The sequence below is a fragment of the Nocardia sp. NPDC003345 genome (assembly GCF_053589395.1).
In genome coordinates this window covers 1-12644 of record NZ_JBSFRU010000034.1, presented here as the reverse complement: position 1 = coordinate 12644, position 12644 = coordinate 1, and the positions used below count along the sequence as shown (strand labels likewise).

Here is a 12644-nt window from a genome sequence, read left to right as displayed (position 1 = left end):
GCCGCCGAAATCGGCAAAGAATCTAACTGAAGTGCCACTTCAGTTGGATTGTGCGCCTCGAAATGTTCCCGAACAGCCCAACCGGTGTGATTGTTCCGGCGCAACTGGTCCGACCCGGGGTGGGCCCGCCGGGCACCGGATGGCGGCATTGCGGGTTCGGCGCGATGTGCTGGGCCCGTGCCGACGCCCATTCTCGTCGGTGCCGGGCGTGCGGTACCTCACCATTCTGGGGAGTAGCGGCCGGTCTGTGACATGCTGGGTGATGGGCACGGGTTGTTGATGTGATCGCTCGGCTCGCAACAGGAAGTTAAAGAAAAGTATGTCGCAAGGCAGTGTGAAGTGGTTCAACGGCGAAAAGGGCTTCGGGTTCATCGCGCAAGACGGTGGCGGTCCTGATGTTTTCGTCCACTACTCCGCGATTTCCGGCTCCGGCTTCAAATCCCTCGACGAGGGGCAGCGCGTAGAGTTCGAGATCGAGCAGGGCCAGAAGGGCCCGCAGGCTCAGAGCGTCCGCGCCATCTAGGAGTCGGTCGATACGGAAACCCGCGCTACGGCGCGGGTTTCTTGCTTTCCGGGCGCAGTGCGGACGGCCGGTCCATGTTCGTTACGCGGTAGCGGGGAGCCCGGCCCGCTCGCACAGATCCTCGACCTCCCCGTGCATCCCCGACGGCGGCTTGTCTCGCAGCGAATGCAGCATCTGCCGGGCGTAGCCGTTGTAGCGGATGGTTTCCGGCGCGGTGCGCGCGGATTTGTCCAGTAGCGCCAGCGCGGCGACCGACTCCTCGCGCTGGAAATGAGCGCGGGCAACTTCGATGAAATGGCGGCTCCGGCGCGGGACAGAGGCGATTGTGTCGGCGTCGAACGAGTGCGCGGATCGCACCGCTTCCCCCGACCTGCGCAGCTCCACGCCCAGGGTGGTCGCGTGCGCGGCCATCACGGGCATGGAGAAGGACGTCTGCACGTGCCGATAGTGCGAACCGAGGGCTCGCGCCATTTCGTCGGCTTTCTCCCAGTGCGCCCAGGCATCGCCGTATCGCCCACGCCGAGCGTGGACATACGCGACTTCCGCGTACAGCGCACCGTAGATACCACGCCAATCGTCCGGTGTTCCTTCTCGGTCGAGGTAGGGCGTCAACTGCTCCGCAGCGGTCAGCGCCAGCGCGACCGCCTCCTCCCAGCGGCCCGAGTCCCGCAAGGCCTGGGTCATCGCCCACGCGCCACATGCGATCACATACGGATCGTCGGAGGCATATCCCTCGGATAGGGCGCGGTCGGCCACCATCCAAACCAGTTCCGCGGCAGGTTGATACGCCACGTAGAAATCGGCCAGTTGGTAGACCCCCGCCAGAACCCGCCGCGCCTGCCTGTGATGTTCCCCTCCTACTCGCGCGGCACCCTGGGCGTCCTTGATCAAGCCGGGTAGCAACGTACCGAGTTGAGTGCGGTGGTCCGGACTGGAATGGCGCACGACCCATGCCTGACGAAGTCGCTCTTCGAGGTGATCGACGTTCGCGGGGCAGGCGGGAGGGGAGAGACGATAGTCGGTCAGCGCGGCTTGGACGGCGGTCAGAGCCGCATGCTGCTCCCCGGCGAAAACCGACACCGAAACCGCGTGACCGTTTCCGGTGAGTTCGGCGAGGTCCTTCAATTCCAGGGCTCGGGCGATCCGGAGCAACATCGGTAGCCGGGGAGGATGCAGCCGGCCGTTCTCGACGGCTTTCAACCATTCAGGCGATCGTCCGAGTAGCCCGGCCAGCACCGGCCGAGACATACCTGCCCGCTCACGCAACCTCTTGATCCGGGCACCGATTGTCGCGTCTTCAGCGGAATTGATCGCCACCGCAGCCCCTTTCGCTGGTGATCCCGGTCATTCCAGCGTAGCGGCAAGGGTACGAACTGTACCTCTCGAGCAGTTGACGGATTCCTACCTTTGGCTCATCGCCCAACCGATGAGAACTTTCCGGAGCCGGGCGAACCGATGTCACTGCGACTACGAGACGAGGTGTCACCATGCGCCGGGAAATGCCCGACCCGCCTGTTCGTGCCCCATATGCTTTCGCCACGGCCGCCGGACTCCGGCTCCGGCAGGGCGTACAGGCCCGCCGGTTGATGGATGTCCATGCGGGGCATCGTTGCCCGCGGTTCGAGACGGCTCTTGATCACGCGGCAGCGGGGCAGCCGTGACCGATGGGAGGCGGGCGATCGCGTTCTGCCGGGTGGGGTGCGACAGCTCGGAAATCGAGCGGCTTTCCCGGGCGCACGGGCTTCGGGTTGTTCATACGGTCTACGCGGATACCGGGCCGGAGCTTTCGGCGAGGATCGCCGTGCAGCATGCGCTGGATCATGGTGTGGAAGTGGTTGTGGCACCACACGTGAGCGACCGGGAGGCCCGCGAGACTCTCGGATGGAGGGTGGCCACCTGTCTCGTCGACCTGCTGACCTCCACCGGACCGATCGAAGGGTGGCATACCCCCGGGCGATTGCCGCTGGAACTGGACCCGGACATCACACGCGGTGCCCGGGAATGACGCGAAACGGCCCTCGGATCGCGGAAAGGACTTCCGTGATCCGAGGGCCGCGATCGCTATCGCCGAGGGGGCTCGGCGTCGGCCTCGTCGCTGGGCGGACCGGTCACTCCGCGTCGCACGCCGGACTGCTCAGATCAGCTCAAGCGTTCGATGATCATCGCCATGCCCTGGCCGCCGCCGACGCACATGGTCTCCAGGCCGAACTGCTTGTCGCGGGTCTGGAGGTTGTTGATGAGGGTGGCGGTGATGCGGGCGCCGGTCATACCGAACGGGTGGCCCAGCGCGATGGCGCCGCCGGAGACGTTCAGCCGGTCCTCGTCCATGCCCAGTTCCCGGGCCGAGCCCAGGACCTGGACCGCGAAGGCCTCGTTGATCTCATAGAGGTCGATATCGCCGATGGTCTTACCGGCCAGCTTCAGCGCCCGGCGGACCGCTTCGATCGGGCCCAGGCCCATGATCTCGGGGGACAGGCCGGAGACGCCGGTGGAGACGATGCGGGCCAGCGGGGTCAGGCCGAGTTCCTTGGCCTTGGTATCGCTCATGACCACCAGGGCGGCGGCGCCGTCGTTGAGCGGGCAGGCGTTACCGGCGGTCACCGTGCCGTCGGGACGGAAGACGGGCTTGAGCTGGGAGATCTTCTCGTAGGTGGTGCCGGCGCGGGGGCCGTCGTCGGTGGAGACGACGGTGCCGTCGGGCAGGGTCACCGGGGTGATCTCACGTTCGAAGAAGCCGGCCTTGATGGCCTCCTCGGCACGGTTCTGCGACCGCACGCCCCAGTGGTCCTGGTCTTCACGGGAGATACCGGTGAACGAGGCGACGTTCTCCGCGGTCTGGCCCATGGCGATGTAGACGTCGGGGATGTTGTCGTCGGTGCGGGGGTCCTTCCAGGCGACTCCGCCCTGCGCGGAGGTCGCGGTGCGCTCTTCGGCGGTGCCGAACAGCGGGTTGTGGGTGTCGGGCCAGCCGTCGGCGGTGCCCTTCGGGAACCGGGAGACGGTTTCGACACCGGCGGAGATGAACGCGTGACCCTCGCCGGCCTTGATCGCGTGGAACGCCATGCGGGTGGTCTGTAGCGAGGAGGAGCAGTACCGGTTGACCGTGGTGCCGGGCAGATAGTCGTAGCCGAGCTGGGTGGCGACGACCTTGGCCATGTTGAACCCGGCCTCACCGGCGGGCTGGCCGCAGCCGAGCATCAGATCGTCGATATCGGCGGGCTGCAGCGCGGGGACCTTGTCCAGCGCGGCGCGGACCATCTGGGTGGCGAGGTCGTCGGGCCGCATGCTCACAAGGGATCCCTTGTTGGCCCGGCCGATGGGGGAACGAGCAACGGAAACGATGACGGCCTCAGGCATGAGGACTCCTTTGTCGAGGAGCAGCGCCCGCGCCGAAACGGCCGGATCGTGCGCTACTCACGGGTACGATCCTCTCGAATCTACGTCCCGGTGGGCTGCGGGGAAATATCCGCGGTGGCCATATCCCGTTCATCGAGCGCATTCATCAGTTCCGGCAGCAGATGGGTGGCGGCCAGCGCGTACCCGGCGGCGGACGGATGGAAACCGTCGGCGGAGAACAGCTGTTCCGGGGCGGCCCGGAAATCCTTGCCCAGCAGGGTGCCCATCGCCACGGTGCGGCCACCGGCCGCGCGGGTGGCGGCGGCCTGCGCGCGGGCGAGCCGGACGCTCCACCGGTGCACGACGGTGCGCAGGGGTTCGGGGATGGCGGTGACGCTGCCCAGATCGGGACAGGTGCCCACCACGACGACGCTGCCCGCTCCGTGCAGGCGGCTGACCGCCGCGCCCAGCCGTTGTGCGGACCGGCCGATGGAATGTTTCTTGGTGACATCGTTGGCGCCGATGAGGATCACCGCCGCGTCCGGCGGCGGGCCGGCCACGAACATCGCGTCCACCTGTCCCGCGAGCCCCTTGGAGGTGGCGCCGGAGATGGCCTTGGTGCTCAACCGGATCCGGCGGCCGGTGGTGTCGGCGAGCCCGTGCGCGATCCGGACGCCCAGCACCTCGGCGGAAGTCCGGCAGCCGAGACCGGCCGCGGTGGAGTCGCCGAAGATCATCAGATGCAGGTCGGCGTGCTTACCGTTGCGCCAGGGCTCGTAACCGTGCGGTGCGTAGATACCGTCGGCTTCCGGCGGTTTGGAGGTATCGCGCCCGATCATGCCGCGCGCGGTCCCCGCCTGGGTGGTGAGCAGCCGGTAGGTGGCCCAGGATGCGGTGCCCGCACCTGATCCGAACAGCGTCGCCGCGGCGCCGGCCACTACGGCCGTGCGCCATCCGATCCGTGTCTCGCCCATGTGCAGCGATTTTATTGACGACCGCGTCGTCGCGCGAGGCACGCGGTGGATACTCCGGTCGCATCCGGCCGGGGTGGTCGCCGCGCATCGTCGAGCCCGGCGTATCGCCGGTGTCGGCCGGGCGACTACGCGGGGACGACGAAGCTGCCGTATGCCGGGACGCTCGCGTGGTTCGTGGTGACGGTGACGTCCACCCGGCCCGGCCCGGTGTCCTGGAACAGGGAGTACTGGATGCTGCCGTAGATACCGGTCACCACGTTGTTCACGTAGCTGCCGGTGGCGCCGGTGTCGAGATTGCGCCACGACACCGTGGTCAGTACCTCGCACAGCGGTGCGAAGGGATGGACTCCCGGACCGATTCCGGCCACCGGATCGGCCCGGACGTTGAGGATCGCGCGGCCGGGCCACTCCGGTCCGGTATCGGCCCAGGTGCGGATGCTGGTTCCGCACAGTCCGCCGTAGGCGAGTGTGGGCACGGTCGGCAGCGACACGGTGGCGGCACCGGCCGGTGCTCCCGGCGCGGCGATCAGCGCGAACGCCGAGCCGGCCAGAATCGCGGTGGTGCGCGCGAATTTCGGCAGCCTCATAGCTCCGGAATCCTAGAGGTTCGGGCGTGCGCCCGCCGGATTTGCGTAGTGTCGGCGGCCACACCGGGCCAGGCCCGCGGGACCACGCCGAGGTCTCCGGCAACGCCTCTGCAACGATGGGGGTATGCGCATCGCGGATCATGTCGTGGACCTCATCGGCAACACCCCGCTGGTCCGGTTGAACTCGGTCGCACCCGCGGGGTCGGGGCTGGTGGCGGCCAAGATCGAATACTTGAACCCGGGTGGCAGCTCCAAGGACCGGATCGCGGTGAAGATGATCGAGGCCGCCGAGAAGTCGGGTGAGCTGCGGCCGGGTGGGACCATCGTCGAACCCACCTCCGGCAATACCGGCGTCGGCCTGGCGCTGGTCGCGCAGCAGCGCGGCTACCACTGCGTCTTCGTCTGCCCGGACAAGGTCAGCGAGGACAAGCGCAATGTGCTGCGCGCCTACGGCGCCGAAGTGGTGGTGTGCCCGACCGCGGTGCCTCCGGACCACCCCGACAGCTACTACAGCGTTTCCGACCGGCTGGTGCACGAGATCGACGGCGCCTGGAAACCGGACCAGTATTCCAATCCCGGCGGCCCGGACAGCCACTACGAGACCACCGGTCCCGAGATCTGGCGCGATACCGAGGGCACGGTGACCCATTTCGTCGCCGGTGTCGGCACCGGCGGCACCATCACCGGCGTCGGCCGCTATCTCAAGGAGGTGTCGGGCGGGAAGGTGAAGGTGGTCGGCGCGGATCCCGAGGGGTCGGTGTATTCCGGCGGGACCGGGCGGCCGTACCTGGTGGAGGGTGTCGGCGAGGATTTCTGGCCCAGCGCCTACGACCCCGCGATCCCCGACGAGATCATCGCCGTCTCCGACGCGGACTCCTTCGATATGACCCGCCGCCTGGCTCGCGAGGAAGGTCTGCTGGTCGGCGGTTCGTGCGGAATGGCCGTGGTGGCCGCCCTCGAGGTGGCGCGGCGTGATCCGGAGGCCGTGGTGGTGGTACTGCTGCCCGACGGCGGCCGCGGGTACATGTCGAAGATCTTCAACGATCAGTGGATGAGCTCCTACGGCTTCCTGCGCACCCCGCTGGACGGGTCCACCGCCGAGACGCTGGTCGGCGATGTGCTGCGCGGTAAGTCGGGGGAGCTGCCCGATCTGGTGCACACCCACCCGTCCGAGACCCTGCGCGACGCCATCGAGATCCTGCGCGAGTACGGGGTCTCGCAGATGCCGGTGGTCGGCGCGGAACCGCCGGTGATGGCCGGTGAGGTCGCGGGCAGCGTGTCCGAACGGGATCTGCTTTCGGCGGTGTTCTCCGGGAAGGCGCATCTCACCGATTCGGTGGCCCAGCATATGAGCCCGTCGTTCCCGCTGATCGGCTCCGGTGAGCCGATCTCGGCCGCCACCAAGGCGCTGTCGGATACCGACGCGCTCATGGTCGTCGAGGACGGTAAACCGGTCGGCGTCATCACCCGCCACGATCTGCTGGGCTTTCTCAGCACCGGCCGAATCGCTCGATAGCAAATATTTCGCAATCTCAGGTTCGGCCAGTTCTCCCAGGGTATAACGAGCTGTATGCCGTTCGTGGCAAACGCCACGTTCGTTCGGAGAACGAAGGGAAGGGCTTGTGCGAACCTCGAGTTTGGCAATCGATTTCCAGCAGGGATTCTCTGACGCGTGGAGTTCGATCGCGACATTCGTCCCCAAGCTGCTCGGCTTCCTGGTCATCCTGTTCATCGGCTGGGTCATCGCCAAAGTTGTCGAGAAGATCGTCGACAAGGTCCTCGAACGGGTGGGTTTCGACCGGCTCGTCGAGCGGGGCGGAATCCAGCGGATGCTGTCGCGCAGCAAATACGACGCCTCCGATCTGCTCGGCCGGCTGGCGTTCTACGCGATTCTGCTGATCGCGCTGCAGATGGGCTTCGGGGTCTTCGGCCCCAACCCGGTGAGCAACCTGATCAACGGGATAGTGGCCTGGCTCCCGCGTCTGGCGGTCGCCATCCTGATCGTGGTGATCGCGGGAGCGATCGCGCACGCGGTCGTCGATCTGACGCGCAACGCGCTGGGTGGGCTCAGTTACGGCCCGATGCTCTCCCGTATCGCGTCGGTGTTCATCTGGGGTATCGGCATCATCGCCGCGCTGAATCAGATCGGGGTGGCCACCGCGGTCACCACGCCGGTGCTGATCGCCGTGCTCGCCACCATCGGCGGGATCCTGGTGGTCGGAGTCGGTGGCGGTCTGGTGCGGCCGATGCAGCAGCGCTGGGAGTCCTGGCTCACCGGTCTGGAGGAGGAGATGCCCGCGGTACGTGGGCACGCGGAGGCCTATCAGCGCGGTCGTGAGGACGCGTCCCGGCAGCGGATGCCGCAGCAGGCGCGAGGTCAGGCGACCGGCGGGGGTGCGGCGGAATGGGATCAGCCGCAACCGGCTCAGGGCGGCTTCCGAAATGAACCCGACGAGTTCGGGCGGCAGATGCCGGGCAGTGACTACCGCCAGCAGTACGGCAACCCGTACGGAGGCAATCCGTACGGTGGTGAACCGCCCTACGGCGGCGAACCGCGTCACCTCGGGTAACAGCGCGTCCTTTCCGCCTTGGGCCGGCCCGGCCCACGGCGGAAAGCCGTATTACGGGGCCTTGAACCCGGCCTGCATGCAGGCCCCGGCCAAACGCAGATGCAGCCAGTCCGCGGTGGCCCAATCCGGGGGCGTGGTGACCGGTGTCGTCATATCGTCCATCAGTCCCCGGATGTACCCGGCCAGCAGGACGGTCTGCGATACCTGCTCACCCGTGCCGACGCCCAGATCGAGGATGTCGCGCACCGCGGCCGCGTGCTGATCCAGTTCTGCGGTCAGGCCGGGAAGGCCGGTGGACGCGGCCAGCGCCGGGGCCCCGTGGGTCCGGTGCATGCCCTCCAGGAAACGGCGAGCGGAAGCTTCGAACAAACGGGGACCCGGGACGAACATGACACAATGGTAACAATGTGGGCCGGTATATCGTCTTGTGATATATCGCGCAGCCCCCGGGTGATATTCGCGGCGAAAGCGGGGTAAAGGCGGTCTCAGGCCCGTCGCCGGACCGGTTCGGCGCCGGTCACCAGATCCGTCCATTCGTCCGCCAGCAGCGCCAGCCGGTACCAGGCTGCGTGCACCCGGTCGTCGGAAACGCATTCGGAATTGTGCAGCAGATGGTTGGCGTGCACATGGGCGGCGGCCATTCGGTCGATGGTCATCCCCAGCGAATCACCGCGTAACCGGCGACCACGCTGTCCGGCCGTTTCGGCGCTCACCCAGCGGTCGATCAGCGCCACCACCTCGGCCCGCCGGCAGTCGATACCGGCGGTCGCCAGCGGATCGCCGTGCCGGCGCCGATGCAGCTCGGCGAGGGCCTGTGCCCAGACCAGCAGCGGCTGGCCCGACCGCGGGTCGCCCGGGTAGGTGAAGGCGGCCACCAGTTCGCGCTGATCGGGTAATCGGCAGACGCGCTCGCGAGAATTGCGCACGGCTTTCACCTCGACGGTTTTCGCCGTGATGGGTGATCGGCCGATGCCCGGCCCGGGCGATTGCGAACTCATTACGCACCTCCGTGTGGAAACACCCGGACGTTTCCCGACCCGTCTCGGGTGCGCTTATCAGAGTGCGCCGCCGGATCGGCCGGTGGGTGACACCGAGATGGCTCGAGGATGACGGTTGGTAACAATGTCCTCCGCCGTCGCGAGCGCGGCTGTGAGTTGTGCTGCCGACCTGGGGGGAACCAGGTGTGAATATCGCCGGAATACAGAGTGGAAATCGCCCGGTCAGCGGAATGCCGCGGTATCGGTGAGCGCCTTACCGAGCACCAGTTGATGTACCTCGGCGGTCCCCTCGTAGGTGAGTACCGATTCGAGGTTGTTCGCGTGCCTGAGCACCGGATAATCCAGCGTGATCCCATTGGCTCCGAGAATGGTGCGGCATTCCCGGGCGATGGCGAGCGCCTCCCGGGAGCTGTTCAGCTTTCCGGCGCTGACCTGCTCGGAGGTGAGCGCACCGCGATCCTTCAACCGGCCCAGATGCAGCGCCAGCAGCTGACCCTTACCCCATTCCAGCGCCATATCCGCCAATTTCGCCTGCGTCAGTTGGTACGCGGCCAGGGATTTGTCGAAAACCTCACGCGTTCGTGAATATTCGATTGTCGCGCGCAGGCAGTCGCGGGCCGCGCCGAGTGCGCCGAAGATGATCCCGAACCGCGCTTCCCCCAGACACGACAGCGGCGCGGAGAGCCCGGTGGCGCCGGGCAGAACGGCGTCGGCGGGTAACCGGACCTCGTCCAGATCCAGTTCGGCGGTGATGGAGGCGCGCAGCGACAGCTTCCCCTTCATTTCCCGGGCCGTGAACCCGGGTGTACCCGCCGGGACCAGGAAGCCGTGGACCCGGTTCCGCCCGTCGACCTCGACCTGCGCCCACACCACCGCGATATCGGCCACCGAACCGTTGGTGATCCACATCTTCGACCCGTTGAGCACCCAGTCGCCGCCGTCGCGCCGGGCCCGGGTGCGCATACCGCCGGGATTGGAGCCGAAATCCGGTTCGGTGAGCCCGAAGCAGCCCAGCAGGCTCCCCGCGGCCATGTCCGGCAGCCACTGTTGTTTCTGCTCCTCGGAACCGAAGGAGTGGATGGCCGTCATCGCCAGCGATCCCTGGACCGACACCAACGACCGCAGACCGGAATCGGCCGCCTCCAGTTCCGCGCAGGCCAGCCCGTAGGCGGTCGCGGGCAGCCCCGGGCAGCCGTATCCCTCGAGATGCATGCCCAGTACGCCCATCTTCCCGAGTTCCGGCGCGATCTCACGGACCGGGAAGACACCCGCCTCGAACCACTCCGCGATATGGGGTCGCACCCGCCGTTCGGTGAAGGCGGCCACGGTATCGCGGATCTCCCTTTCCTCGGCGGTGAGCAGGGAATCGGTCGCGAAGAGTTCGGCCAGGGTGAGCATGGGCCCAGGGTAATCCCGACCCCATGAGCACGGGCCGTCCTCGCCGCGGTGCGAGTTCCGCCACGCCGACCCCACCGGCGTGTGAGGGCGCGGGGACCGACCTCTAGGGTGGGGCTATGAGCGAGCTGGGCTTCACCACCAGGGCTGTGCACGCCGGATACGAACCCGATCCGCGAACCGGCGCGGTCAATGTGCCCGTGTACGCCAGTTCCACTTTCGCCCAGGACGGAGTGGGCGGCCTGCGGGACGGTTACGAGTACGCCCGTACCGGCAATCCGACCCGGACCGTACTCGAGGCCAACCTCGCGGCCCTGGAATCCGGCCGCCACGGCCGGGCTTTCGCCTCCGGGATGGCAGCCACCGACTGCGCGCTGCGGGCCATGCTGCGGCCCGGCGACCATATCGTCATTCCCGACGACGCCTACGGCGGCACCTTCCGGCTGATCGACAAGGTGTTCACCGAATGGGGGATCGAACACTCCCCGGCCGCGGTCACCGATGTCGATGCCATGCGCGCCGCGATCCGGCCCAACACCAAGCTGATCTGGGTGGAATCGCCGACCAATCCGCTGCTCAATATCGGGGATATCCCGGCGCTGGCCGATATCGCCCACACCTCGGGCGCGAAACTGGTCGTCGACAACACCTTCGCCACCCCCTACCTGCAGCAGCCGCTGCTGCTCGGCGCCGATGTGGTGCTGCATTCGACCACCAAGTACCTGGGCGGCCACTCCGATGTGATCGGCGGCGCGCTGATCACCGACGATGCCGAGCTCGATGCCGCCTTCGCGTTCCTGCAGAACGGCGCCGGCGCGGTTCCGGGCCCCTTCGACGCGTTCCTCACCCTGCGCGGGACCAAAACGCTGTCGCTGCGGATGGACCGGCACTGCGACAACGCCGAGACCCTGGCCGAATTCCTCACCCGGAACCCGGCGATCTCGCAGGTCATCTACCCCGGGCTGCCCGAGCATCCCGGCCACGCGGTCGCCGATAAGCAGATGCGGCGTTTCGGCGGGATGATCTCGGTGCGGCTGGCCGGCGGTATCGAGGCCGCCCGCGACCTCTGCTCCCGGACGAAGGTGTTCACCCTCGCCGAATCGCTGGGCGGGGTGGAATCGCTGATCGAGCATCCGGCGGCCATGACGCACGCCTCCACCGAGGGTTCCGACCTCGAGGTGCCCGCCGATCTGGTAAGGCTATCGGTGGGTATCGAGGACATCGCCGATCTGCTGGCGGATCTCGAACAGGCTCTGAACTGACCGGACCCGGACCGCTCGGCGGTCCGGAGACCAGGAGATAAGCACAGGACATGAACAAGCGGCCGCATCCGGGACATCGGATGCGGCCGCTTGTGTCCGTACCGGCCCGGACCGCGGTCTGTGCGGCGGCCCGGGCACCGGGCTCAGCTGTGGTAGGGCTCCGCGCTGACCAGCGTCACCTTCATGGTGTTGCCGTTGGGCAGCGTGTACTCACGGGTCTCGCCGACCTTGGCGTCGATCAGCGCGCCACCCAGCGGCGAGCTGGGGGAATAGGTCTCGAGGTCGGGGTTGCCCAGGCCTTCCTCGCGGGTCGCGATCAGGAAGGTCTCGGTGTCGTCGGAGTCCCCGTCGTAGTAGACCTTCACGACCGACCCGGGCAGCGCGACACCGGACTTGGTGGGCGCCACACCGACCTTGGCGTTGTTCAGGAGTTCCTGCAGCTGCCGGATGCGGGCTTCCTGCTGGCCCTGCTCTTCCCGAGCCGCGTGGTAGCCGCCGTTCTCCTTGAGGTCGCCTTCTTCGCGACGCTCGTTGATCTCCGCGGCGATGACCGGACGATTGGCGATGAGCGCGTCGAGTTCGCTCTTGAGCCTGTCGTGCGACTCCGGGGTCAGCCAGGTCACTTGGGTCTCAGTCATCTCGATCACTCCCTAGTAGTTGTCCCCGGCAGGCCGGGATTCCCTGATCACTGCGGCACAACCCGCCGTGGGCAGGCATGCATCAGCCGACGGCTATCGCGATCTGCGGGAAACCTCGGAGAACCCCGACAGGTCTGACGCCGGGACACTCACGCCGACCCGGTATCGACCGCGCTGGCCGCCAATGCAGCAAACACGGCTCCGAGCCCCGGAACCGTGTGTCAGGCCATTTTAGCATGAATCACAAAGATGCAGGTCGGACAAGTTTTTACCGGCAAGTCACACAAAGGGTCCCATCCGCCAAGGGTGGGGCCCGCCCGGTTCTGGAGCGACCAGAGGAAGGGAGCGCAGCGACCGACCG

General features: G+C 67.3%; 13 protein-coding genes. 5 read left to right on the top strand and 8 right to left on the bottom strand.

From position 1 onward, the window contains the following. Positions 1-319 precede the first annotated feature (319 nt). A complete protein-coding gene (locus ACWDU1_RS06710) occupies positions 320-523 on the top strand; it encodes a cold-shock protein (RefSeq protein WP_039825274.1) in 204 nt (67 codons plus the stop codon). Between the two features lie 81 nt (positions 524-604). Here ACWDU1_RS06710 and ACWDU1_RS06705 read toward each other — a convergent pair whose 3' ends face one another. Then, positions 605-1840, bottom strand: coding sequence for a helix-turn-helix domain-containing protein (locus ACWDU1_RS06705; RefSeq protein ID WP_449996304.1), 1236 nt, complete (start codon positions 1838-1840; stop codon positions 605-607). A gap of 508 nt (positions 1841-2348) precedes the next feature. On the opposite strand from ACWDU1_RS06705, the gene ACWDU1_RS06700 reads away from it, so the two are divergent. Beyond that, entirely contained in the window at positions 2349-2528 is a 180-nt protein-coding gene (locus tag ACWDU1_RS06700; RefSeq protein WP_449996303.1) for a hypothetical protein, read from the top strand. 134 nt (positions 2529-2662) lie between these two features. Here ACWDU1_RS06700 and ACWDU1_RS06695 read toward each other — a convergent pair whose 3' ends face one another. From ACWDU1_RS06695 to ACWDU1_RS06685, 3 genes are all read right to left on the bottom strand, one after another. Beyond that, positions 2663-3880, bottom strand: a complete 1218-nt coding sequence (locus tag ACWDU1_RS06695) for an acetyl-CoA C-acetyltransferase (protein WP_449996302.1) — start codon at positions 3878-3880, stop codon at positions 2663-2665. Between the two features lie 80 nt (positions 3881-3960). After that, positions 3961-4833 (bottom strand): SGNH/GDSL hydrolase family protein, encoded by an 873-nt coding sequence (locus ACWDU1_RS06690; RefSeq protein ID WP_449996301.1) that lies wholly within the window; start codon positions 4831-4833, stop codon positions 3961-3963. A 125-nt stretch (positions 4834-4958) separates the two neighbouring features. Then, positions 4959-5420 (bottom strand): hypothetical protein, encoded by a 462-nt coding sequence (locus ACWDU1_RS06685; protein WP_449996300.1) that lies wholly within the window; start codon positions 5418-5420, stop codon positions 4959-4961. 124 nt (positions 5421-5544) lie between these two features. Here ACWDU1_RS06685 and ACWDU1_RS06680 point away from each other — a divergent pair, with 124 nt between their 5' ends. Both ACWDU1_RS06680 and ACWDU1_RS06675 read left to right on the top strand, forming a co-directional pair. Beyond that, the gene (locus ACWDU1_RS06680; RefSeq protein ID WP_449996299.1) at positions 5545-6936 is read left to right on the top strand and encodes a cystathionine beta-synthase; all 1392 of its coding nucleotides are present in this window, start codon (positions 5545-5547) and stop codon (positions 6934-6936) included. Positions 6937-7042: 106 nt separating this feature from the next. Next, a complete protein-coding gene (locus tag ACWDU1_RS06675; protein ID WP_449996298.1) occupies positions 7043-7990 on the top strand; it encodes a mechanosensitive ion channel family protein in 948 nt (315 codons plus the stop codon). Between the two features lie 51 nt (positions 7991-8041). Here the strand turns inward: ACWDU1_RS06675 and ACWDU1_RS06670 are convergent, their stop codons facing one another. The 3 genes from ACWDU1_RS06670 to ACWDU1_RS06660 all read right to left on the bottom strand — a co-directional run bounded on the left by ACWDU1_RS06670 (position 8042) and on the right by ACWDU1_RS06660 (position 10386). Beyond that, a complete protein-coding gene (locus tag ACWDU1_RS06670; protein ID WP_449996297.1) occupies positions 8042-8380 on the bottom strand; it encodes a DUF6401 family natural product biosynthesis protein in 339 nt (112 codons plus the stop codon). Positions 8381-8475: 95 nt separating this feature from the next. Continuing rightward, a complete protein-coding gene (locus ACWDU1_RS06665) occupies positions 8476-8988 on the bottom strand; it encodes a DUF4254 domain-containing protein (protein ID WP_449996296.1) in 513 nt (170 codons plus the stop codon). Positions 8989-9210: 222 nt separating this feature from the next. Beyond that, positions 9211-10386, bottom strand: coding sequence for an acyl-CoA dehydrogenase family protein (locus ACWDU1_RS06660; RefSeq protein WP_449996295.1), 1176 nt, complete (start codon positions 10384-10386; stop codon positions 9211-9213). 116 nt (positions 10387-10502) lie between these two features. Here ACWDU1_RS06660 and ACWDU1_RS06655 point away from each other — a divergent pair, with 116 nt between their 5' ends. Further along, the gene (locus ACWDU1_RS06655) at positions 10503-11645 is read left to right on the top strand and encodes a cystathionine gamma-synthase (RefSeq protein ID WP_449996294.1); all 1143 of its coding nucleotides are present in this window, start codon (positions 10503-10505) and stop codon (positions 11643-11645) included. A 143-nt stretch (positions 11646-11788) separates the two neighbouring features. On the opposite strand, the gene greA is transcribed toward ACWDU1_RS06655, so the two are convergent. Beyond that, positions 11789-12283: a transcription elongation factor GreA gene (greA, locus tag ACWDU1_RS06650; protein ID WP_449996293.1), complete on the bottom strand. Its 495-nt coding sequence runs from the start codon at positions 12281-12283 to the stop codon at positions 11789-11791. Positions 12284-12644 lie beyond the last annotated feature (361 nt).